General features: G+C 44.8%; 22 protein-coding genes. 11 read left to right on the forward strand and 11 right to left on the reverse strand.

The window, feature by feature from the left end; translation table 11 throughout:
* Window positions 1-137 precede the first annotated feature (137 nt).
* Both F6J99_RS01100 and F6J99_RS01105 read right to left on the reverse strand, forming a co-directional pair.
* On the reverse strand, window positions 138-638 hold the full coding sequence (locus tag F6J99_RS01100) for a cytochrome C (protein WP_293111343.1): 501 nt from the start codon (window positions 636-638) through the stop codon (window positions 138-140).
* A gap of 88 nt (window positions 639-726) precedes the next feature.
* The gene (locus F6J99_RS01105) at window positions 727-1,635 is read right to left on the reverse strand and encodes a MoxR family ATPase (protein WP_293068475.1); all 909 of its coding nucleotides are present in this window, start codon (window positions 1,633-1,635) and stop codon (window positions 727-729) included.
* A gap of 142 nt (window positions 1,636-1,777) precedes the next feature.
* Here F6J99_RS01105 and F6J99_RS01110 point away from each other — a divergent pair, with 142 nt between their 5' ends.
* On the forward strand, window positions 1,778-1,903 hold the full coding sequence (locus F6J99_RS01110) for a hypothetical protein (protein WP_293111344.1): 126 nt from the start codon (window positions 1,778-1,780) through the stop codon (window positions 1,901-1,903).
* Between the two features lie 67 nt (window positions 1,904-1,970).
* Here the strand turns inward: F6J99_RS01110 and F6J99_RS01115 are convergent, their stop codons facing one another.
* Together F6J99_RS01115 and F6J99_RS01120 are read right to left on the reverse strand one after the other, a co-directional pair.
* Window positions 1,971-2,162: a hypothetical protein gene (locus tag F6J99_RS01115; RefSeq protein ID WP_293111345.1), complete on the reverse strand. Its 192-nt coding sequence runs from the start codon at window positions 2,160-2,162 to the stop codon at window positions 1,971-1,973.
* Between the two features lie 124 nt (window positions 2,163-2,286).
* Window positions 2,287-2,445, reverse strand: a complete 159-nt coding sequence (locus tag F6J99_RS01120) for a hypothetical protein (RefSeq protein WP_293111346.1) — start codon at window positions 2,443-2,445, stop codon at window positions 2,287-2,289.
* 19 nt (window positions 2,446-2,464) lie between these two features.
* On the opposite strand from F6J99_RS01120, the gene F6J99_RS01125 reads away from it, so the two are divergent.
* A complete protein-coding gene (locus tag F6J99_RS01125) occupies window positions 2,465-2,617 on the forward strand; it encodes a hypothetical protein (protein ID WP_293111347.1) in 153 nt (50 codons plus the stop codon).
* A 19-nt stretch (window positions 2,618-2,636) separates the two neighbouring features.
* On the opposite strand, the gene F6J99_RS01130 is transcribed toward F6J99_RS01125, so the two are convergent.
* From F6J99_RS01130 to F6J99_RS01150, 5 genes are all read right to left on the reverse strand, one after another.
* Window positions 2,637-2,807: a hypothetical protein gene (locus tag F6J99_RS01130; protein WP_293111348.1), complete on the reverse strand. Its 171-nt coding sequence runs from the start codon at window positions 2,805-2,807 to the stop codon at window positions 2,637-2,639.
* A gap of 261 nt (window positions 2,808-3,068) precedes the next feature.
* Window positions 3,069-4,079 carry a bifunctional riboflavin kinase/FAD synthetase gene (locus tag F6J99_RS01135; protein ID WP_293111415.1) on the reverse strand — a complete coding sequence of 337 codons (1,011 nt, stop codon included), beginning with the start codon at window positions 4,077-4,079 and terminating at the stop codon, window positions 3,069-3,071.
* A 206-nt stretch (window positions 4,080-4,285) separates the two neighbouring features.
* Window positions 4,286-7,435 carry an ABC transporter substrate-binding protein gene (locus F6J99_RS01140; protein ID WP_293111349.1) on the reverse strand — a complete coding sequence of 1,050 codons (3,150 nt, stop codon included), beginning with the start codon at window positions 7,433-7,435 and terminating at the stop codon, window positions 4,286-4,288.
* A gap of 146 nt (window positions 7,436-7,581) precedes the next feature.
* The gene (locus tag F6J99_RS01145; RefSeq protein WP_293111350.1) at window positions 7,582-10,575 is read right to left on the reverse strand and encodes an ABC transporter substrate-binding protein; all 2,994 of its coding nucleotides are present in this window, start codon (window positions 10,573-10,575) and stop codon (window positions 7,582-7,584) included.
* 64 nt (window positions 10,576-10,639) lie between these two features.
* A complete protein-coding gene (locus F6J99_RS01150; RefSeq protein ID WP_293111351.1) occupies window positions 10,640-11,923 on the reverse strand; it encodes an ATP-binding protein in 1,284 nt (427 codons plus the stop codon).
* Window positions 11,924-12,868: 945 nt separating this feature from the next.
* Between F6J99_RS01150 and F6J99_RS01155 the strand changes: the two genes are divergently transcribed.
* Window positions 12,869-13,087 carry a hypothetical protein gene (locus F6J99_RS01155; protein ID WP_293111352.1) on the forward strand — a complete coding sequence of 73 codons (219 nt, stop codon included), beginning with the start codon at window positions 12,869-12,871 and terminating at the stop codon, window positions 13,085-13,087.
* Window positions 13,074-14,858: an ABC transporter substrate-binding protein gene (locus F6J99_RS01160; protein WP_293111353.1), complete on the forward strand. Its 1,785-nt coding sequence runs from the start codon at window positions 13,074-13,076 to the stop codon at window positions 14,856-14,858. The genes F6J99_RS01155 and F6J99_RS01160 overlap by 14 nt, the downstream gene beginning before the upstream one ends.
* On the opposite strand, the gene F6J99_RS01165 is transcribed toward F6J99_RS01160, so the two are convergent.
* Window positions 14,850-15,089, reverse strand: coding sequence for a hypothetical protein (locus F6J99_RS01165; protein WP_158517233.1), 240 nt, complete (start codon window positions 15,087-15,089; stop codon window positions 14,850-14,852). The genes F6J99_RS01160 and F6J99_RS01165 overlap by 9 nt on opposite strands.
* 332 nt (window positions 15,090-15,421) lie before the next feature.
* Here F6J99_RS01165 and larB point away from each other — a divergent pair, with 332 nt between their 5' ends.
* The 7 genes from larB (at window position 15,422) to F6J99_RS01200 (ending at window position 21,758) form a co-directional block, all read left to right on the forward strand.
* Window positions 15,422-16,198: a nickel pincer cofactor biosynthesis protein LarB gene (gene larB / locus F6J99_RS01170; RefSeq protein WP_293111354.1), complete on the forward strand. Its 777-nt coding sequence runs from the start codon at window positions 15,422-15,424 to the stop codon at window positions 16,196-16,198.
* A gap of 176 nt (window positions 16,199-16,374) precedes the next feature.
* Window positions 16,375-16,518 carry a hypothetical protein gene (locus tag F6J99_RS01175; protein ID WP_293111355.1) on the forward strand — a complete coding sequence of 48 codons (144 nt, stop codon included), beginning with the start codon at window positions 16,375-16,377 and terminating at the stop codon, window positions 16,516-16,518.
* An 83-nt stretch (window positions 16,519-16,601) separates the two neighbouring features.
* The gene (locus tag F6J99_RS01180; protein ID WP_293068808.1) at window positions 16,602-17,087 is read left to right on the forward strand and encodes a hypothetical protein; all 486 of its coding nucleotides are present in this window, start codon (window positions 16,602-16,604) and stop codon (window positions 17,085-17,087) included.
* Between the two features lie 251 nt (window positions 17,088-17,338).
* Window positions 17,339-17,479, forward strand: coding sequence for a hypothetical protein (locus F6J99_RS01185; RefSeq protein ID WP_293111356.1), 141 nt, complete (start codon window positions 17,339-17,341; stop codon window positions 17,477-17,479).
* A gap of 127 nt (window positions 17,480-17,606) precedes the next feature.
* On the forward strand, window positions 17,607-17,810 hold the full coding sequence (locus F6J99_RS01190; protein ID WP_149030994.1) for a hypothetical protein: 204 nt from the start codon (window positions 17,607-17,609) through the stop codon (window positions 17,808-17,810).
* Between the two features lie 29 nt (window positions 17,811-17,839).
* Window positions 17,840-19,126, forward strand: coding sequence for an ATP-binding protein (locus F6J99_RS01195; protein WP_293111357.1), 1,287 nt, complete (start codon window positions 17,840-17,842; stop codon window positions 19,124-19,126).
* Between the two features lie 217 nt (window positions 19,127-19,343).
* Complete coding sequence (locus F6J99_RS01200) at window positions 19,344-21,758, forward strand: AAA family ATPase (protein ID WP_293111358.1); 2,415 nt, start codon at window positions 19,344-19,346, stop codon at window positions 21,756-21,758.
* A gap of 129 nt (window positions 21,759-21,887) precedes the next feature.
* Here F6J99_RS01200 and F6J99_RS01205 read toward each other — a convergent pair whose 3' ends face one another.
* The gene (locus F6J99_RS01205) at window positions 21,888-23,000 is read right to left on the reverse strand and encodes an acyl-CoA dehydrogenase family protein (RefSeq protein ID WP_293111359.1); all 1,113 of its coding nucleotides are present in this window, start codon (window positions 22,998-23,000) and stop codon (window positions 21,888-21,890) included.
* Window positions 23,001-23,382: the final 382 nt, after the last annotated feature.

Genomic DNA, 23,382 nt, shown 5'->3' on the forward strand with positions numbered 1-23,382 from the left:
ACTAGAAAGTGCTATAATTCCCTAATATCCCTATCTACCTATCTCCCCACCTCCCCATCTCCCTATCTCCCCACCTCCCCATCTCCCCACCTCCCTATCTCCCCACCTCCCTATCTCCCCATCTCCCTATCACCGGATTACGGAGCATCCTGCCATTCTGGGGTCAGGGTGCGGTAATCATAGTTTGCGACACCGGGATGACAAGTCACACAGGTTTTAACCCCAAAGGGTCGAGGGATTTTGACTCGGGGATGCAGGGCTGTGAAATAACGGGATTGGGTCATACGATAAGGGACTTCTTCGTCTTTGTTATGGGGACGGGAGAAATCTCGCAAGTATTGCCAGGTCAGCAATAAACTTGGACCAAGTAGTCTTGGGAGTTGGGTACCATAATGTTCGTTTGGCTCTAACAATAACCGACGCCAGGTTTCGGTAGGCAATACTTCTGGTGGCAAAGCAATGTGACAAGCGGAACAGTTTTCTAGGTAAAGGTCTTTGCCTAATTTGTAGCGTTTGGACACTGGGTCCATGGATGCGATTACTTCGGTGGGGGTGGAGGTAACTGTTTCTGGCTCAATCGTATATCCTACGGCTCGCTCCAGTCCCCATCCGATGCTAATACTCCAAAAAATTAGCAATAACAATAGAACCCAAGGTGAACGTCTACGGTTTCGCCTTGGGTTTCTTGACTTAAAAAATTTGGACATACCTCACACACAACACTCTTTAAGGGATTGGTACAGAGCGCAACAATTGCTCAACAATGGGCTGAGCACGACGCCCCCCCGACGTAATGAGACGATGGGACAGTACATAAGGTGCCAGGAACTTGATATCATCTGGAATGGCATAATCTCGACCTTCCACAAAGGCTAGTGCCTGGGTTGCCCGTTGTAAAGCAATGGTACCGCGAGGACTGACTCCTAAGGTGACATCTTCGGCGGAACGGGATGCTCTGACTAAATTGAGCATATACTCTTGTAGTGACTGTTCTACTTTGACCTGGTGACAAAGATTCCGTAATTCTAATACTTCATCGGTGGTGATACAGGGGGTGAGCTCGGAAACCATCATTCCTTCTAGATGGCGTTGCAACATCTGGAGTTCTTCTTGTTCTGTGGGATAACCTAGGGATAAGGATAATAGGAATCGATCCATTTGGGCTTCTGGCAAGGGGAAGGTACCTTGATATTCCACGGGATTTTGGGTGGCAATCACGAAAAAGGGCTGAGGTACGGGACGCGATCGCCCATCTACGGTGACCTGCTGCTCTTCCATTACTTCCAATAAGGCTGACTGGGTCCGGGGTGTGGCTCGATTAATTTCATCGGTTAGCAAGACATGGGTAAATACTGGACCTGGCAGAAATTCAAACTCACCACTGCGCTGATTCCAGATATTGGTACCTGTGATATCCGTAGGTAATAGGTCAGGGGTACATTGAATACGTTGAAATTTCCCATCTATGGAACGGGCTAGGGATTTCGCTAGCAGTGTTTTGCCCACACCAGGAACATCTTCCAGCAAGGCATGACCCCCAGCCAATAGGGCCACAATCACTAGACGAATGGCATCTGCTTTACCAACAATCACACGACCGAGATTTTCCTGGAGCTGTTGAATTCGTTGTCTCATAGAGCAGTGTTCAATTGGGTGAGGGACAAATTATTGGAGGGAGCAGGGAACAGGGAGCAGGGAGTAGGGAGCAGGGAGCAGGGAGCAGGGAGCAGGGCAAACATCCCTGTATCTCCTATAAGCTAGCAAGGGTTTTCGGAAAATGGGAATTCACAAGAATGTAGGGAGATGGGGAGATGGGGAAATGGGAAGATGGGAAGATGGGAAAGATTTTGATAGTGTTTCTCATAGTTATGAGGTCGATTCCCGATTCCCGATTCAAATGTAAAAAACCTACCCTGATCAGGTGATCCCCCCTAACCCCCCTTGATAAGGGGGGAACAAGAGCAAGATCCCTATTCCTCTTCCTCCATGGGTAGACTTATATCAAGAAAAATCAAAAACTTCCCATCAGGCATGAGCTGTTTCATGGCTTGGGAATAGTTCCTAGCATCAGAAGGGCTGCAGAACCGAGCGAAAACTAATGGTGCCCTGCCTCGCAATAGGCGAATCATGACCCACGGGTGTAAGCTGGGACGATAAGACATAATTTAGGTATCTCCTTGAAAGGGGAGCCAGAGCCAGCCTTGGGCGTGTACATCTTCGGGCTGGCTCTTACTTTTGTATCTCCATTTTTAGGATATCACAAAAAATTAATAATTATAGCATATTTTAAAAAGTTTTGTAAATTTTTGTGGGAGTAGGGTGTAGGGTGTAGGGTGTAGGGTGTAGGGTGTAGGGTGTAGTCGAGTAGGGTGCGTTAGGGGCGGGCTTGCCAGCATGTTCAACCTCGTAACCAATGTTGGGATAGTCCGCACCGTAACGCACCACCAGTCAAACTGATTTTGTGTTGGGGTTTAGCTACGGGATTAGCGATCGCATCACTACGAAAGAAGCGATCGCATCACTACGAAAGAAGCGATCGCATCACTACGAAAGAAGCGATCGCATCACTAATACAGAAGCGATCCCATCACTACGAAAGAAGCGATCGCATCACTAATACAGAAGCGATCCCATCACTAATACAGAAGCGATCGCATCACTAATACAGAAGCGATCGCATCACTAATACAGAAGCGATCGCATAAACCAAAGAAGCGATCGCATAAACCAAAGAAGCGATCGCATAAACCAAAGCGCGATCGCATAAACCAAAGAAGCGATCGCATAAACCAAAGAAGCGATCGCATCACCACTACAGAATTTTCCAGGTAGGTTGAGCAACTAGAGAATTCTAATCAAGAATCGCTTAGCCTCCCCTAAACCCCTGATCAGTGATCCCCCCTAACCCCCCTTAATAAGGGGGGAACAAGAACAAGGCAGTTACTGATCTGACTCCCGATTCCCGACTCCCGACTCCCGACTCCCGTTCCCCTCCTGGGAGGGGTTAGGGGTGGGTTCCGACTCCCGACTCCCGATTCCCGACTCCCGACTCCCGATTCCCGATTCCCTTAACTAAAAAAATCCCGAGCAGCTTCACAGTCTCTCTGAATTTGGGCTTTGAGCTGGTCTAGGGAGGTGAATTTTTGTTCGGGGCGGATAAATTTCTGGAGGCTTACGCTTAGGGTTTGGCCATATAAGTCTCCGGACCAATCGAATAGATGAACTTCTACGGTTAAACTGGTGCCCTTGACCGTGGGGCGCATACCAATATTCATGACACCAGGATGGGAAGATAAATTGGTGTTTTGGTTAGAGGATTCAGAGGTATGGGAGACTTCGACGCAGTAAACCCCGAGCTTAGGTAAATATTTGTCTGGGGGTAAGTGGAGGTTAGCGGTGGGAAATCCTATGGTTCTACCGAGTTGTTGACCTTTCTCTACTATTCCGATTAGGGTATATGGCCGTCCTAGGAATCGGTTGGCTTGGTCGATATCCCCTTCGGCTAAGGATTGGCGAATGATGGAACTACTGATCCGTTGCTCTTGACGTTTGTACAAGGATACGATGTGGACGGTAATACCGTAGGCGGAGGCGATCGCATCCAAATCCGTTGCGGTGCCAGCTCGCTTATGGCCAAAGCAAAAATCCTCTCCCACACTGACTTGCTTTGCCCGGAGTTGCTTGACTAAAATCTTTTCGACGAATTCCTGGGGACTCAGGGAAGCTAGCTCCCGGTTGAAGGGTAATAGGGCTAACTGTTGCACACCCAAGGCACTCAACTGTTGGGCTTTCTCCGTTGGTGGTGTCAGCAGCTTCCAGGCTTGACCGGAAAAGAATTCTCGGGGGTGGGGATTGAAGGTGGCTACTGTGGGATAGATTAGTTCTAGATTTGAGCCACTGGTTTCTGGGTTACTAAATTGCTCAAGATTCGATGATGCCAGGGCTTGAGCTTGAGCCGTAACTGGCTTCGGCAAAATGGGAGCAATAACTTGCTGATGCCCCAAATGGACGCCGTCAAAGTTTCCGAGGGCAACAGCGGTTGGTGTTAACGCGGTAGTTAGAGATGATGTAATCCACACGCTTAATATTTTGACATATTTCGCCCTTGGTAGGCAATGGATGAGGGCTAGGCAATAGGCAAAAGGCAATAGGCAATAGGCAATAGGCAATGGATGAGGGCTAGGCAATAGGCAATAGGCAATAGGCAATAGTTTACTATAAGAGCTTTTACTGGTTGTTATGATTTCCTAACCTTAATAGGTAGTGCTATTACTGCTCGATGAACTTATTTCAATAATTTAAATTTACCGTTAACTACTTCCACCAGGACAGGTTCACTCTCACGCTCCCCTTGGTCAGTAAACTGCAACGGTAACCCGGAGGTATCACTCGGTACAAGATTAATATTGCGGAGGCTGTTGAGAACTAGCTTTCGGTCGGCGTCCTCTACCAAAGCCTGAATAAACGCTTCAGTAGCATCGAAGCTCGTGGCAGTGCGCCAGTTAACATCTCCTCGCCATAGTTTACTAGCTGCTGTAGAAAAGTTTTTGGCATCTCGTGATTCCCTAAACCAGGGGACTGCTATAGTCAACCCTTCAACCCCTTGTTCACGCTCTTGCCAGGTTTGATTACTATATAACGTATCTCCACCGAACAACTTAAGCCTTGGCTGATCTCGGTTATTGGGGTTAAGGCTCAGGTTAGTATTGGCTTTAGCAATGTCGAGAGCTGTATCAATGTATTCCACGCTCGGGAATAACATGGCGGCTTTAACTTGAGCTTGATAGAGATTTCTGAGTTCTTCAGTTATATTCAGGTTGGGATCGTTTAGTTTAATTTCCCGAACCACCTTACCCCCTAGTTGTTCAAAGTATGTTTGAAAATCTTGTTTGAGACTCTTGCTATAGACGCTGTCAGCATCATAGAAAATTACCACCTTGTCTAAGCTACGTTTAGTTTTGACATGTTGAACCAGTTTTATCCCAAGTGCTAGATTAGAAGCAACTGTCCTAAAAAACACGTTGTTCTTTTTATCAAGACTGGTTAAATCACTACCGGCACTAGTGGGGGAAATCATCGCTAAGCCAGCTTGGTCATATATGGGGAGTGCAGCGTTACTAGCATCACTAGAGTTATGTCCAATTACCCCCAGGATAGAGTTGTCTTTAACCAAAGCCTGAGCTATTTCTTTGGCTTGGTCTCGATCATTACCATCGTTAGCGATCGCAATTTCCAGGAATCGACCATTTAATCCCCCTGAATTATTGAACTGATTTTGAGCCTGGGCTACTCCCCGCAATATTTCTTGTGCCCTGGATTTTGACTGGTCTATGGGCACCACCACAGCGATCGTGAATGGTTCCAACCCCTGTTGACGGGCTCGGGCATTGTTGTAGTAAATCAGTAATTCTGGATCATTGGGATTAGCCTGCCAAGCTTGGTAAAAAACCTTAACTGCTGCGCCATAGTTTTGGTTTTGGAATGCTTTAGTAGCAGGGTCAATGTTTTTCTTGTTTTCAATTCTAGGAAATAAGCTGTGCTCACCCCGACTAATAGTAATAGTAATACATCTAATCCCGAAGACTTTCTGGGCACCGGTTGGACAGGGAGTTGATACCTTATACAATACTACACCAACCAAGGAAATCATTGCTACTCCTGCTGCTATTTTTAGTAAGCTGAGTAAACAATTCCTTGGAATAAGGTTATCAAGATTACTGCTGAGTCTATCCTCCTTCTCTAAAGAATTTAAATAATTTTCAATGTCCAGTAGTTTCTCTTGTGCCGATAGATTATCTGGATCAATTTCCAATACTTGCTGAAACTGCTCTCTTGCTGTTGTGTATTCTTGTTGCTCGATTAAATCATTTCCATAGTTGATAAGCGATCGCACCAACCCATCTTGGTTACGAATTTGGTCAACCTTATAGGCTCTTTGGTAATAGGTAACTGCTTTCTCAAACTCTCCTAACTCTAGATAGCCTTCAGCTAGGCCAAAGATAGCACTAAAATGATTAGGGTTTAGTTCCACAACCTCTTCATATAGCCCTATAGCTTTGGTAATTTCCCCTTTTTGATAGTGGGTAGTGGCTTGTTGAAAGATAGGATTAGTTTGGTCTTGGTCTAGTTTTTCTAGTTCTAGGATTTCTTGCCGCAGTGGGTAACGTTTAATCAACCAGCGCCGGATAAATTCAATGGTTACTTTACATTTAGTATTATCTAACAAACCCCGTTCTGCTAGTTGGTCTACTGCTTTAGTTAAGGCTGTTATTTGAATAACCCCGTAGTTTTTGAGCAGACTTACAGCAAGTTTCGCCCCCCTAGCCCCCCAGCGAGGGATTGCTCGCTGGGGGGTTTTTGAGTTAAAGTCCCCCGCCCCCCTAGCCCCCCAACTTTGGGGGGTTCTTGAGTTAAAGTCCCCCAGAATTGGGGGATTTAGGGGGCTTGAAGTTAACGGCTGTAAGGGCTGGTATGAACTATTTTTATCACTATTTTTAACGGCATTATCCGCCTCAGCAAATGCAGAGAATACTACTCGTTCTGGAATAGATAATCCGGCTCTAATCCCTAGCAATCCAGCACTAGCATTTTCTAGGGCTTGGTCTACACTATTTTCTACATCTTCTGGAGTAATCTGCCACTGCTGTAGTTCCCTAGCTCTACTAAAAATAGCAAAGCATAGGACTTGGGTAAAATAGGGATGTCCAGCAGATAGGTGGTAAATAGCTTCGATAGCAGTAGTTTCGTAGGTGAGTAGTCCTGCGGCTGGTTTGGTAATCAGTTCCTGGGTAGTTTGTTGATCAAGTAAGCCAATTTCTGTGCTTGGGGCATCCTTGACTATCCCGAGTAAATTCGGTAAATCTTTGGATTCCTGTCCCACACAGAGAATCAGGTATAGATTATCCTGTTGAGCAACTAGGGATTTTAAGTAAGGAAATAAATGCTGGGATATTAGGTTATTATCTTGATGATTATCTGGCGTATTTAAGGCTTCGAATTCATCCAGCAATAACGCTAGGTTTCGGTTACCCAAGGTTTGATAGACTTGAGGCAAAAACTGGTTATAAAACAGCGATGGATCGGTGGCTAGGGCGGTAGGATCAGGTAAGATAATTTCAGGGGAGTCTAGTTCCAAGCTATCCAGGATTTCTATGGCCAGTTCTTCTAAGATATCACCTAGAGATTTGTGACTGTAGGATTCCAGATCAAAGGGAACAAAGACAAAGTGTTCTAAATCTACGGATGTAGGAATATTACGGAGTAGGGAAGACTTACCAATCCGCCGTTGACCGTACAGTATAATAACCTTAGTTTTATTCCTGAGGTTATCCTCGATAAACCGGAATAAGCTTTGCCTTCCCCAAAATAATTCCGGGTCATTTTCATCAATTGGACGACCAATGATATAGGGATTCCTAGGAACTGCTGAATTCATTTTTTTTATCCCCGAAAGAGATAGATATGAGGTTTTGTATAACTTGTTTTGTTAGGTAACTCCCTAGATGGTTGGTTTTATTAAATTTCCTCCCCAGAGTCTACCTCTAATAGTTAAGTACGGTTATATCGCCCCAGGCTTGATGATTACGGTGACTTTTCAACCCCCTCTTGGTCTTGCTCTGACAGTAATTTAAATTCACCGTTAACCACTTCCACCAGGACAGGTTCACTCTTCTCATGCTCTCCTTGGTCAGTAAATTGCAACGGTAATCCTGAGGTATCAATTGGGAAAAGATGAATATTACGCAGTCTATCAAGAACTAGCTTTCGGTCGGCGTCCTGGAACAAAGCGTTAATAAAGGCTTGAGTAGCATCAAAACTCGTAGCAGTAGACCAGCTAACATAGCCTTGCCATAGTTCGTAAGCTTCTTTAGAAAATTTTTCTGCCTGTGGTGCTTCCCTAAACCAGGGAACTACTATAGTTAACCCTTCCACTGCTTCCTTACCCTGTGTCAAGGTTTTATTTTCATATAAAGTACCTGCACCGAATAACCTTAGCCTTTGCTGATCTAGGTTAGGGTTGGCTTTAGCAATATTAATAGCTGTATTAACCGATTCCACCCTCGGAAATAACATAGCCGCCTTGACTTGATCTTGAGAGAGACTGTTATTGACTTCTTCAGTTATATTCAGGTCGGGATTGTTTAATTCAATATCCCGAACTACCTCACCCCCTAGGTATTCAAGTTCAAACTGTGTTTCAAACTTTTCTTTTAGATCATTACTATAGATACTTTTAGCATCATAGAAAATTACCACCTTGTCTAACCCAAGTTGAGTTTTGAGATGTTGAGCCAGTTTTCTTGCTGATGCTAGATTAGAAGGAACTGTCCTAAAGAACACGTTGTTCTTTTTATCAAGACTGGTTAAATAATTACTGGAGCTGGTGGAGGAAATCATGGCTAAGCCAGCTTTGTCGTATATGGGCAGTGCCGCCTTACTGGCATCACTAGAGTTATGTCCAATTACCCCCAGGATAGAGTTGTCGTTTACCAAAGCCTTAGCTATTTTTTTAGCTAAGGCTTCTTTGTTGCCATCGTTAGCGATCGCAATTTCCAGGAATCGACCATTTAATCCCCCTGAATTATTATGGAACTTATGTTGAGCCTGGGCTACCCCTCGCAATATTTCTTTTGCCGTGGGTTCTGACTGGTCTATGGGAACCACCACAGCGATAGTGAATGGTTCAAACCCCTGTTGACGAGCTCGGGCATTGTTGTAGTAAATCAGCAATTCTGGATCATTGGGAGTCGCCTCCCAAGCTTCCTTAAACAACTTAGCTGCTTCCGAATAGTTTGTGTTTTTGAATGCTGCAGTAGCAAGATCAATTGTTTCCTTGTTGTCAATTCTAGGAAATAAGCTGTGCTCACCCCGACTAATAGGAGTAGCGATACATCTAATCCCGAAGACTTTCTGGGCACCGGTTGGACAGGGAGTTAATACCTTATAAAATCCCACACCAACTAGAGTAATTATGGCTAGAGCTGCTGCTAGTTTGCCAATGCCTAACCTAGTAGGATTGGGAGTGCTATGAATGGGAGTGATAGGTGGATTACTAAGAGCTTCAATCTGGTCTAGTCTCTGCTGTGCTAATTGATCCTCAGGGTCAATGTCCAGCATTTGCTTAAAACACGTCTGGGCTGTTGTGAATTCTTTTTGCTCGATCAACTGATCTCCATAACTTAGTAGCGATCGCAACAACCCTTCTTGGCTTGGTACTGGCTTAACTTTATAGGCTCTTGTATAGAGTTCTACAGCTTTGCTGTAATCGTTTACCTGGAGATATCCCTGAGCTAGAGCCAACAGAGCGGTGAAATGATTGGAATTAAGTTTCAAAACCTCTTCATAGAGCCCTAATGCTTGGTCAATTTTCCCCTGTTTATTAAGTTTAGTAGCTTCTTGATAGATCGGATTAGTTTGGTCTTGGTTTAGTTTCTCCAGTGCTAGTATCTCTTGCCGTAGTGGGTGATACTGAAGCAACCAGTGGCGGACTAATGGCACCTTTACTCTACGTTCTGTGTCATCGACGAAACCGTACTCTTTAAGTCGTTTGGCTGCTTGATCAACGCACTTGGTCTCGACACCATACCCCTCTAGGAAAGATAATGGGTGTTCTGGCACCGGCTCGTGGTTTGAGATAGCTATTTCTTGAGCTTTTGCCACTGCTGAAAATACTACTTGCTCTGGGATCGGTAAGCCATCCCACAACCATGCCAACCCCCCTTGAGCCCTCTCAATGGCCTGGTTGACTATGGCTTCTACATCTGGGGTAGAAATCCTCCAGTTCTGATTCTCCTTAGCCTTCGAGAACAAAGTAGAGCATAGGACTTGGGTAAAATAGGGATGCCCTGCTGATAGGTGGTAAATAGCTTTGATAGCTTTCGCTTCATAGCTCAGCACATCCTGAGCTGGTCTTTTAATTAACCGTTTAGCACTGACCTCATCCAGAAAACCAATTTCTTGGTAGGGTGAACGCCCAAACACCTTGAGTAGAGTGGGCAGATCATCGAGATTCCGTCCCACTACTGCAATCGTAAATAATTCATCGTGCTGTTTAATGAGGTTAGCTAAATAGGGAAAAAAGTGTTGCTTGGCTGACGGAGGATTATGGTCAGGTATAGCATCAAATTCATCCAGCAATAAAACCAGATTTTTACCCTTTAATACCTGATACACCTTGGGTAAAAAATGATTAGAGAAGATAGCTGGATTATTTGCCAAATTGTCTTCTGATGGCGAAGTAATATCAGCTATATCTAGAAAAAATTCATCAACTAAGTTATCACAAATCTCTTGAGCCAAGTCATAGAGAATAAGACTCAATGGTGAGTTAATGTGGCTGTGCAAATCAAAGTTAACAAAGAAAAATTGATTGTTAGCAACTTTGTTGGGAATTTGGGTCAATATCGATGACTTGCCAATCCGTCGTTGACCATGGAGTAAGATTACCTTTTCTCTGTTATTCAGGTTGTCTTCAATAAAGCGAAACAGACTCTCTCGTCCGAAAAATTTTTCGGGATTATCAATTAGACTTCCAATAATATAAGGATTAGGATGATTACGGCAGTTATTAACCATTCGCAGACTATTTATGATTTGTTTAAGGTTTCTCCAAAACACTCAAGGTTGCTGCCATTTGAAGTCAGGAAAATGCAGCTAACACCTTACTCACCCATTCCACAGCAGTCTTGACTTTGTCTTGATGTTGCGATATCCACTTAATTGCTTCAGTGACTTGATCAGCTTGACTATGGCTGAGTAGATTGAGAAAGACTTTTTGCCTATCTTTTAGTAATTGATGATTAGTCTGCCAAAGTTCCTGAATCACCCACCGCTCCATAATCGATGAGGTAAATAATAAGTCTTGATGGCTGATCATAATTCCTTGTTGGTTTTGCTTAGTAATCACCCCTCGTTCTACAAGGTTAGTTAACTCTCGCTGGTGTTGGCTAAAGATGACCTCAATGCCCTTCAAGTCAAAGTGCTTGTTACGATGGAGACGACCGTCTAATTTGAACAAGGCCATCAACATCAATAGAGCTTGCTCAACTTGGCTGCACCGTTTCCAAATTGTTTCAAAAATTGGTCTGGTAATACCTTCAAAGTCCCGAGCAAAGGCTTGGGCATCAGGGACGTTGCCAGTTTTTAGCTCTCGATAAAGCAAAGAACCAGCAATCTGGAGCAGAGCGGGATGTCCACCAGCAATCTCTCGGATCAGTTCCCGTAAGGTTGGGGTCATTGGCATACCAGCCATTAAGTGATCAATGTCAGGCTCAGTAAATGGCTTGAGGGATTGGAACAGATAATGGTTGTACCAGGGAGAACTATTAGGATTGAGGTCAGGACCAAGTTCATTGAGAGGTCGGAGCGAGGCCACAATCATTGATAAATATCGTCTTTCCCGAGAGTGATAGGCAATACTGCGACACTCGGTGACAAAAGTTTCCATGTCAGCATGGTTATAGTGCTGGTTTTCCCGCAATGCCCAATCATAGTCATCCACTAGCAACAGCAAGAATTTGTGGCGTTGTCCAAGCTTCCGCAATACTTGGCGCATTCCTCTGGTAGTTGCTTTTCCCTGGTTCAGCAATATTTCGATCTCTTCCTGAAGCTCTGGCTCACCGTCTAATTCTTCTTGGAGCAGATTAAACACTTCTTGCCAAAACCCGTAAGCTGTAAAGGGTTGGATACTCTCGCAACTCAGGAGCACGATCACAGCTTGGGATGCTTCCTGTTCATAGTGTTGCCAAACTTGGGGGGAAGCCAGGAATTCCAGGAAAGAGGTCTTCCCCATGGCTGGCCCTCCCCAAAGGGCTAAGTTACTGCGGTTATAGATTTGATCAAAGGCAGCCATAATTTCTGATCGTCGTCCCACAAAACGCTCTGGGGAAACTGGCTGACCGTAGGTAAAAGGATTTTGCATCATCTTGGCTTCCATATTCAATTTTCACTTTGCATTAATACGACTTACGAAATTTAGTTGGTTTTGCCCCCTAAATCCCTCGCTTGAGGGATTTAGGGGGCAATGGGTAAGTCCTGATTGATTAATCAAAGAATTATTTCGGGCTTCAATGCTCCCCTGTTTTGGTTCACACTATTCACAAAATGCACCCATTGATTACCTGAGATCGAGATCTTGTGAACGTTTAGTGAAAAACTTGTGAACCCTCTAGGTCTTGATGACATTTGTAGGTAAAATCTTGGAAAATTTATCAAATTACTATAACACTACAGTGATAGATTTCCTTATTTTGTGACACTAATCTTAATGGTTTTGTGACTAAAATCACGGTAACAGTTAGGTCTTATAAGGTAATAATTCAGCTATCAGCTGTTTAGGAATCAAGGGTTTTGGTAGGTTACTCCTATTATTAGTTTGGGAAATATTATACACAATAAATCGAATTTTGGTAGTACCCATAAGGGTACTTGTGTAATTGTGTTTTTCTGATATGAACACAGGGATGAGTTGGGTTAGTTTGGCAAGTGTGCGGTTGAGCCTCTGAACCTCGTGAGGTAGGGAACAGGGAATAGGGAACAGGGAACAGTAATTAGATTTGATTCTTGAATAAACTTAAATAATAGTTATTGATTACGTTGTGACAGCAAATTTTGTGCAATAGCGATAAAAATTTGGAACATTGAGTTAAAGTCCCCCGAGCGAGCAATCCCTCGCTCGGGGGATTTAGGGGGCTTGCAGCTAAAGGTAGTCAGGTCAATTGATCTGAAAACGGCTGTAAGTTTTTTTGTACTGGTGCCAGATCTCAGCAAAATGCGATCGCACTAGACCCGAAGAGGTGGAACATCAGGGCAAGCCCTTGGGTGGTGCGTTACGGGGCGGGCTGTCCTAACACTGACTATGAGGTGGAACATGAGGGGAAGCCCTTGGGTGGTGCGTTACGGGGCGGGCTGTGCAAACACTGAGTACGAGGTGGAACATGAGGGGAAGCCCGCCCCTAACGCACCCTACGCCACTTGGTATGCTAGTACAGAGTTGATTATAGTAGTTCCCGATTCCCGACTCCCGACTCCCGACTCCCGACTCCCTATTCCCTGTTCCCTGTTCCCTTTATTATATGACCTCTGCTAAATCTCTTGTGCTTCTCTGGTATCGTTGTCTAGGAATTTTCCTGGCTTTGAGTTTTGCGATCGCACTGCCTGGCTGTAGCATCAGCCAATTTGAAACCAAGGCAGCTGACGTTCCCCGCATAGTCCAGAGTATTCTCAGTGACATCAATACCTTTAACTATGCCCTCAACCAAAGTGCTACCAGTATTTTTGGTCTTACCTTTCAGGGTTTAATAGACACTGATGGGATCACCGGGGAAATAATCCCCGCTTTAGCGGAATCCTGGCAGATTTCCGACGATAAACTTAAAATCCTATTTACCTTGAGGAAGGGGCTAAAGTGGTCAGATGGTCAGCCCCTAACCACTGATGATGTGGTCTTTACCTACAATGACATCTACCTCAACCCAGAAATTCCCACTGATTCTAGAGATATCCTCCGGGTTGGCAAGAGTCGAGCCTTACCAAAGGTCAAGAAGATAGACCAACGTCGGGTGGAATTTTCTGTCCCCGAACCCTTTGCGCCCTTTCTCCGCAATACTGCCTTACCGATCTTACCGGCTCATGTGCTGCAAGAATCGGTGAAAACCAAAGATTCACAAGGGAATCCTAAGTTTTTGACCATGTGGGGGGTAGATACGGATCCAGAAGATATTATTGTCAACGGTCCTTACAAACTCAAACTCTACCGCACCAGTCAGCGGGTGGTTTACGAGCGTAATCCCTACTACTGGAAAAAGGATGAACAGGGAAACCAGCAACCTTATATTGAGCGGGCGATCTGGGAAATTGTAGAATCAACCGATTCATCCTTCATTCAGTTTCGCTCCGGCGGATTAGATGCTCTGGGTGTATCCCCTGAATACTATTCCCTGCTCAAGCAAGAGGAAAAAAAGGGTAACTTTACCATCCACATCGGTGGTCCTACCCTCAGTTCCAGTTTTATCTCCTTCAATCTCAACACCGGTAGCCGGGATGGACAGCCTTTAGTAGATCCGATTAAGTCCCGTTGGTTTAATACTCTCGAATTTAGACAAGCCGTTGCCTATGGCATAGACCGGCAAACCATGCTGAATAATTTGTATCGGGGGTTAGGTGCGCCGCAATATTCTAATTTACCTGTGCAAAGCCCCTATTATCTCTCACCAGAAGAAGGGTTACCCGTGTATGACTATAATCCCGAAAAAGCCAAAAAATTACTATTAAAGGCGGGCTTTAACTACAATGACGAAGGCGAGCTCCTCGATAGCCAAGGAAATCGAGTCCGTTTCACCTTAATGACTAATGCTGGGAATAAGCTGCGAGAAGCCATGGGAGCACAGATTAAGCAAGACCTCAGTAAAATTGGCATTCAAGTGGATTTTACTCCCATTGCCTTCAATACCCTGGTAGACAAACTCAGCAATAGCTTAGATTGGGAATGCCATCTCCTTGGTTTTAGTGGCGGTGGCTTTGAACCCAATAATAGTTCTAATATCTGGTCTGTGGATGGGGGATTGCACAGCTTTAATCAAAAACCCTTCCCTGGTCAATCCCCCATTCAAGGTCGTAAAGTAGCGGATTGGGAGCAAAAAATAAGTGACCTTTATATCCAAGGCGCTCAAGAATTAGATGAAAACAATCGCAAAAAGATTTATCAAGAAGCCCAACGGATTAATTTAGAAAACTTGCCTTATATTTATCTGATTAATCCTCTCTCCATGACCGCAGTTCGTAATTCCATAGAAGGCATTGAATATTCAGCTCTAGGAGGCGCATTCTGGAATATTGATGAACTGAAAATTTCAGAATGAATGGGGAGATAGGGAGCAGGGAGCAGGGAGCAGGGAATAGGGAATAGGGAACAGGGAATAGGGAATAGGGAACAACAGTAAATAAATACGAGGAGTTTTTGATGTTATGATCAATTTCATTGGGAATAGGGAGCAGGGAGCAGGGAGCAGGGAACAGGGAATAGGGAACAGGGAATAGGGAACAGGGAATAGTAGGAAATAAATACGAGGAGTTTTTGATGTTATGATCAATAAGGATTGGCCTTCATGATATATTTAGAAATACTATATAGCTTTTATGGCATGTATAAGGTAAAATTATAAACCTCACTCAAAGTCCCCCTTTTTAAGGGGGATTTAGGGGGATCCATTTGTACCTCATGGTAAAGAGAATTGCTATAAATCGTAGCTCAACATTAAACCTTAAATTTAAAATATTAAACCATTAAAACTTCTTACCGATTACCGATTACCGATTCCCGATTCCCTACTCCCTACTCCCTACTCCCTACTCCCTACTCCCTACTCCCTACTCCCTACTCCCTATTCCCTGTTCCCTGTTCCCTGTTCCCTTAAAAAAGAAAATGACTCAACCCGAAGCATTAAAATCTCTACTGGAAGCAGTTGCGGCTGGTGACCTTAGCCCAACTGTTGCTCTAGATAAACTGAAGGATTTTACCTACGAAGAAGTGGGTGATTTTGCCAAAATTGACCACCACCGCACCTTAAGAACAGGATTTCCTGAGGTAATTTGGGGAGAGGGCAAAACCCCTGACCAAATTGCTCAGATTATGGCAGTAATGCGCCAGCGGAATCCGGTAGTAATGGCCACACGGATTACACCAGAGGTGGCAACGGAGCTAGAGTCAAAAGTCCCAGAGTTACAGTATTATTCCACAGCTCGGATTTGTGCGATCGCACCATCCCACCTCGAACCTAAATATCCTGGCATCATTAGTCTAATTTCCGCTGGCACATCGGATTTACCAGTAGCTCAGGAAGCAGCCATTACTGCTGAGTTATGTGGGTTTCAGGTCAAGCGCCTTTGGGATGTGGGGGTAGCTGGTATCCACCGCTTGCTGAATAATCGACAGATGATTGCCGAGGCCGATGTATTAATTGTCGTAGCTGGGATGGAAGGAGCATTACCCAGTGTGGTAGCTGGCATGGCCGATTGTCCAGTGATTGCCGTTCCTACTAGTGTCGGCTATGGAGCCAGTTTTGGTGGTATGGCACCCCTGTTAACCATGTTGAATTCTTGCGCACCAGGGATAGGAGTAGTGAATATTGATAATGGCTTTGGTGCTGCTGTCTTAGCTGGACAAATTCTTAGGACTGGTAATAAAATCAAGTCTGCTTGAATACCCATAATTAAGGGGAGGGTGGGAAGTGTGGGGAGATGGGGAGATGGGGAGATGGGGAGATGGGGAGATTTTTATTAAGGTAGGACTTACGCAAATCCCTCAATTTAACGCTTCCTGTAGGGTGGGCAAAACCTTTACCTCAATTTAACGCTACCTGTAGGGTGGGCAAAACCTTGCACACCCCACCCATGGAGTCTGTGCGTAAGTCCTGTAAGGGTAATTATCTCTGCATCGCTACTCCCTACACCCTACACCCTACTCCCTACTCCCTGTTCCTTTTGTTAAAAAAAATTACAAAATCCCTACCCCATGAGTAAACGATAAAACTCACCCTGATAACTAATTGGAGGGAAAAGTTTGAGACCTTGATTCCTTCCACTAGTGTTTCAAAGAGGTGATTATGAAGTTCAAACTAGGTACAGCAACTCTTTGTATCAGTGGTGCAGTTTTTGCTATGAGTCTGGTCAATCCCAGCTTCGCAAAAATCCCAGACTTTCTTGGCAATGGGGCTAATAGCAACTCCGCCACAGTCCCTGAACTAGAACAGAAAAGTAGCTTTGACCAAACATCTTCACCGGACTTGGTAGCTCAAGCGGTTGCAATTAGTCTGACTGGTACCTGGCGAGCCAATGATGGTGGCACCTACTATATTCGGCAAGTAGGTAATGAACTCTGGTGGTATGGTCAAAGTTCTAATAATGGCCGAAGTTTCAGCAATGTCTTCCATGGCTACATTGGTCAGAATGAAGTTGCTGGTAATTGGGCAGATGTACCCAGGGGTCGGACTCGGGGCTCTGGCGAAATGGTAGTCAGAATAGATTCAAACCGCAGGCTAACAGCAGTTCGTAGAACCGGTGGCTTCAGTGGTAGTGTTTGGACTCGCTAGGTAAGCATTCAGCCGTCAGCTAATGCCCGTAGCGGATTAGCTGAATAATAGCTAGTTATAGGAAATAGAAAAAAGTATACTACAGATCAGATTAATTATCGGGACAGACAAATTCAGATCAGGGAACAGAAAATTTTGGAAACGTAGCACCAATTTAACTATTTCATAGTAGTCTGATTAAATACTAAAATTTTCGAGGCATGAAACCCCTAGATCCTCAGGGTTTCATGCCTTTTTGGGTTATCATAGTAATGAGCTACACAAAATTTTTTCCCGACTGCCGACTCCCGACTCCCGACTCCCGACTCCCGACTCCCGACTCCCGACTCCCGACTCCCGACTCCCGACTCCCGACTGCCGACTCCCGACTCCCGACTCCCGACTCCGATTAACCCAAGACCAAAGTACCTCACACAATTGAGAACTGCACTATACTGAAAATAGTTCGATCAGAGTTAAATCCAGTCATAAACGTTTCTCAAAATCGTTGTTGTTAACAGAGCAGGAAGTACGAGAAAAATGAACAAAAATGTACTTAAAGATACCAACCTAATCTTAATCGAAAACAACTTCTTCCCTCTCCACACTCCCCCTCATCCCTACACTGCCCACACTTCGTACATTCGACGCACTCCCCAAACCGCCCGCACTCCCCAAACTCCCCATACTCTGCCCATACTATTCCCCCTATTCCCGATTCCGTGTTCCACACTGCTTAAATAATTACTGATTGAATCACTAACTTACTTCCAATGCCAAACAATCCCTTCATTGTCGGTAAGCCAGTTCCCCCAGAGCGTTTTGTGGGACGAACCGCTTTGATTGAAACCGCTTTTGATCAAATCTCCCATCGCAGTAACCTATCAGTGTGGGGAGGTCCGGGCATTGGAAAGTCTTCCTTTCTGGAATTACTCACTTGGCCGGAAATCTGGCGAATACACCAGACCGACCCATCCCAAGCAGTGATTGTGTTATTAAATTGCCTCAGTATTCATCCCTTCACAGGGTCTGGCTTCTGGGGAAAGGTCTTAAGCTTGATTAAAACTAAACTCGACAGCAATCCTGGCCTGCAAGCAGATATCGATAGATTCCTGCAAGACGGAAAAAGCACTGCTGAAGATTTCCGAAAAGTCTTGGGTAAGCTGGGAGCACACAACAAATTCCTAGTATTGCTAGCGGATGATTATGATGCTGTTTTTCGCACTCATGAAACCTACACTGAAGCTGACATGGAAGCCTTTCTAAGTGAGTGTCGCAGCGTAGCCTATTTTGCTGAGGAAAGGCAATACCTCTCCATGATTGTCACCTCCTCTCGCCGTCTTAATGAACTTGGGCCGAGTCTCACTCCAGATAAATCCCCGTGGTACAATCACTATCTGTTTCGACAACTTAAGCCATTTACCAAGAATGAAGTAGATACTCTGCTATTTGGTATGCCGATGACACCAGCGTTGCGGGATGGTATTAAAGAGATTGCTGATGGACACCCGGTCTTGCTACAGAATGCCGGTTATCTGCTGTACCAAGAGTTACGATCTGGAGCAGACCTCGACCCTGTTACCTTTGCCCAAGAGTTTCAAAATACGACCCTACATATCTTTCAACAGATGTGGGAACTATCTAATCCCATCGAGCAAACCTTGTTAATGCTAATTGCCCTGTCTGAACTCAAGGGTCGATTGCGTAATCAGCGCTACGATATCAGTAATATTGATAACATTTTCAGTCAGCAGGAGCTAGAATTAGATGCTCTAGTGGGACAAGGAGTAATTAAACGTCAATACACGGAAGATAAGATCAATTATTCCTTTGCCTCTTCCATTATGGAGTGGTGGGTGGTCAAAAAAATCCAGAATAGCAATGAAACTGAACTAGAACAACGAAAGAAAGTATTTCTGAATGTGATGAGTTCAAAGCAAGCAGAAAAAGTAACCACAGCCATTCGTTGGTTATGGAATAATAAAGACCAAGTGCCATCTATCCTAGAATGGATTGGAAAAGTCTCAGCTGCCCTTCCAAAAGGAGCAATTGGCGGATAAACTAAGGTTGCTCTTCCGACCTTGTAGTAATAGGCGTAGGGTGCGTTAGGGAAGGGCTCGCCCTGGTTTTGCGCCTCATAGTCCCTGGTTGGGACAGCCCGTCCCGTAACGCACCACCGGCTCAAACAGCTACAGGTCTTGGCTGATAGCTGAACGCGCACGCGTGCGCGTAGCGCTTAAGCTGAATGCTTACAACGTAACTGGGAAGAAAGCCAACATGACTACTGCAAGTGTTCGGAAAAATCCTTATATGAGAAATCCTTACATTGTTGGTCGTCCCATCTCTGAACCGGAATTGTTTTTCGGTAGACGCAAAAAGTTTGACTTGATTGAGGATAACCTCCGGCAGGGCGTACAGGTAATTTTGTTCCATGGTCAAAGACGTATTGGTAAATCCACTGTACTTAAACAAATTCCCAATTTTGTTGGGCAAGATGACTTTGCGTTTGTCCAGTTTGATCTACAGGACAAAAGTCAGTTACCCCTTAGTCGTGTTCTCTACAGTTTAGCACAAGCTATTATTAAGCAACTCCAGCTAAGGTCTGATCATACTAAGTTACCAACTCTTACGGAATTAGAAACCAATCAGAATCGTTTTGCTGATAGCTTTTTACCAAAAGTATATCAAGAATTAGGGGATAAAAAGCTGGTGTTGTTGCTAGATGAGTTTGATGTGTTGAGTAGCGACAATCCTGCTTCAACAAAAGAGTCATCAGTTAACACGTTTTTCCCTTACTTACAATCTCTGCTTAAACAGGAAAAACGATTATTTATTATTCCATTTATAGGACGGCAACTGGATGATATGCCCAAGTTGCTGGGATTATTTAAAGGTGCTCCTAGCCAAAAAGTTGGCTTGCTCAGTGAACGAAGTGCCACAGAGTTAATTACTGAACCAACTAAGGGGTCTTTGACCTACGAGTCGGAGGCAATCGATGCTATCTTAGCATTAGCTTCAGGTCATCCCTATTTCACTCAAGTCCTATGTCATGCACTGTTTGCTCAAGCTAGAACTGAACAAAAGTGGCAGGTAAATCGTGATGATGTGACCAGAATTGTGGATGATGCCATTGAAATTGGTGAAGGAGGATTAACCTGGTTTCGGGATGGATTACCGATTCCTGAACGAGTGATATTTTCCGCAGTAGCAGAGGCTCAAAAAAAAGCTGAAATAAATTCTAATCAGGTTGTGCAAGACCCGTTGAGTTTACTGAAAGAGTATGGCGTTACTATCACCGAGTCTTTGAATCAAGCTAGGGAAAAACTAGTTGAATCAGGTTTCTTAGGGGTTATAGACATAACTGATCAAGTTTCATCCTACAACGGAAAATCCTACAAGGTAGAAATAGAATTAGTCCGCCGTTGGTTAGTCAAACGTTACCCATTGCGGCGAGAGATATTTGAATTGGAAGACCTCGATCCAGAGGCTAAGGCTATTTATACAGAAGCAATTAAACAAACTGCTCACGGGGATGTATTCCATCAGATAAAACCCTATGAACAGATTTTGAAAGCCAATCCCAATCACTTTAGTGCTTTATTCGAGATAGCAAGGATATATTTGGAAGGTGACGTATTTGATAAAGCAGTGGAATGCTATCAGCGAGCATACCAAGTTAATCCAGTCCCGAATCAGGATGGATTAGTGCGATCGCATTTAGGTTATGGACAACACCTCATGGAAGTAGGGGAAGTGATCCTAGCCAGGCGGCAATTTGACCAAGTGCTAAGGATAGAGCCAGAAAATCAACAAGCTTATCAATTCTATAACAAATTAAACAATCCTTTCGTTGTAGGCGCACCAGTTCCCCCAGACCGTTTTGTGGGACGACAATCAGAAATTCTGGCTGGTTTTAATCAAATCTCGAACCGCAGTAACTTAGCCATTTGGGGTGGTCCAGGCATGGGTAAGACCTCTTTCCTGGAACTCCTGGCTTCTCCGGACGTTTGGAAAGAGTATGGACAAGACCCATCCCAGGCTTTGATGGTGCTACTCAGTTGCGAAAGTATCCAACCGTTTACAGCTTCCGGGTTTTGGCAGGAAGTCTTTAGTCTGCTCAAAGAGGAATTGGACGGTGAGCCAGACCTTCAGGCAGAGATCGAAACATTGCTCGACCACGGAAAAGCAACTGCCAGGGTTATGCGCCAAGTATTGGGGAAGCTTGGAAAACGAAACAAGTTCTTGGTGTTGCTAGTAGATGACTATGATGCCGCTTTGCGGGAAAACCAGCACTATACTCAAGCTGACATGGAAATATTTGTAACTGAGTGTAGCAGTATTGCCTATCACTCTCGGGAGAGGAGATATTTATCAATGATTGTCACCTCACTTCGCCCTCTCAATGAACTTGATCCTCCTTTTAATCCCAATAGTTCTCCCTGGTATAACCATTATCTGTTTCAATCCCTGAAGCCATTAACGGAAACTGAAGTGGAGCAATTAATGGCAAGTATTCCCATCACACCAGCATTACGGGATGTCATTAAAGACAGGGCTGGTGGACATCCGGCGCTCTTACAAATTGCTGGTTCTTTGCTATTTAGAGAATTAAGAACTGGGAAGTTACCTGATACTGAAACCTTTACCAAGGAGTTTGAAAGTCAAACTAGACATATTTTCCAAAATATTTAGCAACGGTGCAGGGATGTCGATCAAGGGCTGTTGATACTGATGGCTTGGTCTATTTGGATGGGATGCATTAGCTGATAGCTGAACGCGCACGCGTGCGCGTAGCGCTTATGCTGAATGCTTAGGGAGGATTCACCCACAAGAAACATTTACCAATCGAGCCAGAGTTCCCTCCATCATAGCGGTGGTTTGACCAGATACAGTGAATACCAAAGCTTCCCGATAGACTCGCTGGGCAGCATGGTGTTTGTAGTTAGCAGCACCACTAGACACAGTAACCGCTGCTTGAGCACATCTTCCTGCTAAATTAATTGCCCAAGTCCTCAATTGTAGCCGTTGTTCAAACGTCTGAGAATCCCCTTGTGCTGCTTCGAGCATAGCTGTCTGGCAGCGAATCAATTCCCCGTTGAGGGATTCAAAACCATTGTATAGAAAATCCAGTTGCTTGGTTTTGGCCGCCGCTTCTACAATGTCCAGTCCAGCTTGGGCACATCCTAGGGCCAAAAAACCAGCAGACAAAACTTTTTTCTGGTCATTTCCGTGAATTGCACCTGCTTTAGCAATCGAGACCACACGTTCTTCGGGTAATAACCAATCCATAAGGGTAGCACTAACGGTATTGGTGGATTGCATCGCCCCCAGTGCCATGGGTTTGCTAAAGGTAATAGTACCACCTGCATCTTGGCAAGTTGGAGTCAATGGCACCATACCGTAAACTTCTCGACCATCAGGCAATACTGCACCAATGACAAACTCTTGAAACAAGCTAAACCCAGTAACCCAAGGCACTTTTCCGCTGATCTGATATCCACCATCTACCGGAATAGCTTTCACCGGTGGGTTACCTGTTCGTCGCACTTGGGAAAAGCCGATACCAACTAGCACTTGACCCTTGGCTAATTTGGGAAGATACTGCTGCTTCAACGATTCATTCTCAGAGAAGGCGATCATTGCTCCAGCACTCTGGTGTTGCATTTGCAAGAATGCCAAAGCACCGGAATACCGTGCTACCAGTTGCTGGAAGTAGCCAAAGATTGTGCTACTAACTTCGAGACCTCCCCAGGATTTCGGAATCCGTAGCCCTAGCAAAGTGCGAACGCTCATCCCCTTGAGAGCCTCTCGTAACACCTCAGGAGCACTATCAATTTCTGAAGCCAAGGGAGCAACGGATTCCCTTAGATAAGACTCTGCTGTGTCTAATAGGGTTTGTTGGTCATTATCGGGATACCGTTTGCTCACCTGCATTAACCTTTCTAGTTACTATGATCTTAAGCATTCAGCTATCAGCTATCAGCTATCAGTTATCAGTTCTCAGCTTATGCGCTACGCGCACGTTGCGCGAACAGCTTTTGAAGAAAACAGGTAAGCATTCGTTTAATCTGAGTTAAGTCTGCTGAGGGCTGAGGGCTGAGGGCTGAGGGCTGAGGGCACCTCAAGTAGCATCTCAAGTAGCACATATGCTTACCTGTGATTTATAGCATTTTTCAATTCGGTGAGGTACTTTCGTCATAAAAAGCGTTCGCGTAGCTTGACCTGCATGTCAATCGCCCCCAGTGAGTGAAAGCGTTCGCATAAGCGCGGAAGCTGAGGCCGTAGGCCACGCGGGGCGCGTTCGCGTGACTCGCGT

The sequence above is a fragment of the Moorena sp. SIO4G3 genome (assembly GCF_010692305.1).
Taxonomy (GTDB): Bacteria; Cyanobacteriota; Cyanobacteriia; order Cyanobacteriales; family Coleofasciculaceae; genus Moorena; species Moorena producens_A.

Excerpts from the sequence above, each read along its gene's own strand:
- F6J99_RS01105 (WP_293068475.1), bottom strand. The coding sequence starts at position 1,635 with ATGAGACAACGAATTCAACAGCTCCAGGAAAATCTCGGTCGTGTGATT.
- F6J99_RS01110 (WP_293111344.1), top strand. The coding sequence starts at position 1,778 with ATGGGAATTCACAAGAATGTAGGGAGATGGGGAGATGGGGAAATGGGA.
- F6J99_RS01115 (WP_293111345.1), bottom strand. The coding sequence starts at position 2,162 with ATGTCTTATCGTCCCAGCTTACACCCGTGGGTCATGATTCGCCTATTG.
- F6J99_RS01130 (WP_293111348.1), bottom strand. The coding sequence starts at position 2,807 with ATGCGATCGCTTCTTTGGTTTATGCGATCGCTTCTTTGGTTTATGCGA.
- F6J99_RS01140 (WP_293111349.1), bottom strand. The coding sequence starts at position 7,435 with ATGAATTCAGCAGTTCCTAGGAATCCCTATATCATTGGTCGTCCAATT.
- F6J99_RS01145 (WP_293111350.1), bottom strand. The coding sequence starts at position 10,575 with ATGGTTAATAACTGCCGTAATCATCCTAATCCTTATATTATTGGAAGT.
- F6J99_RS01150 (WP_293111351.1), bottom strand. The coding sequence starts at position 11,923 with ATGATGCAAAATCCTTTTACCTACGGTCAGCCAGTTTCCCCAGAGCGT.
- F6J99_RS01155 (WP_293111352.1), top strand. The coding sequence starts at position 12,869 with ATGAGGGGAAGCCCTTGGGTGGTGCGTTACGGGGCGGGCTGTGCAAAC.
- F6J99_RS01160 (WP_293111353.1), top strand. The coding sequence starts at position 13,074 with ATGACCTCTGCTAAATCTCTTGTGCTTCTCTGGTATCGTTGTCTAGGA.
- larB (WP_293111354.1), top strand. The coding sequence starts at position 15,422 with ATGACTCAACCCGAAGCATTAAAATCTCTACTGGAAGCAGTTGCGGCT.
- F6J99_RS01180 (WP_293068808.1), top strand. The coding sequence starts at position 16,602 with ATGAAGTTCAAACTAGGTACAGCAACTCTTTGTATCAGTGGTGCAGTT.
- F6J99_RS01185 (WP_293111356.1), top strand. The coding sequence starts at position 17,339 with ATGAGCTACACAAAATTTTTTCCCGACTGCCGACTCCCGACTCCCGAC.
- F6J99_RS01190 (WP_149030994.1), top strand. The coding sequence starts at position 17,607 with ATGAACAAAAATGTACTTAAAGATACCAACCTAATCTTAATCGAAAAC.
- F6J99_RS01195 (WP_293111357.1), top strand. The coding sequence starts at position 17,840 with ATGCCAAACAATCCCTTCATTGTCGGTAAGCCAGTTCCCCCAGAGCGT.
- F6J99_RS01200 (WP_293111358.1), top strand. The coding sequence starts at position 19,344 with ATGACTACTGCAAGTGTTCGGAAAAATCCTTATATGAGAAATCCTTAC.
- F6J99_RS01205 (WP_293111359.1), bottom strand. The coding sequence starts at position 23,000 with ATGCAGGTGAGCAAACGGTATCCCGATAATGACCAACAAACCCTATTA.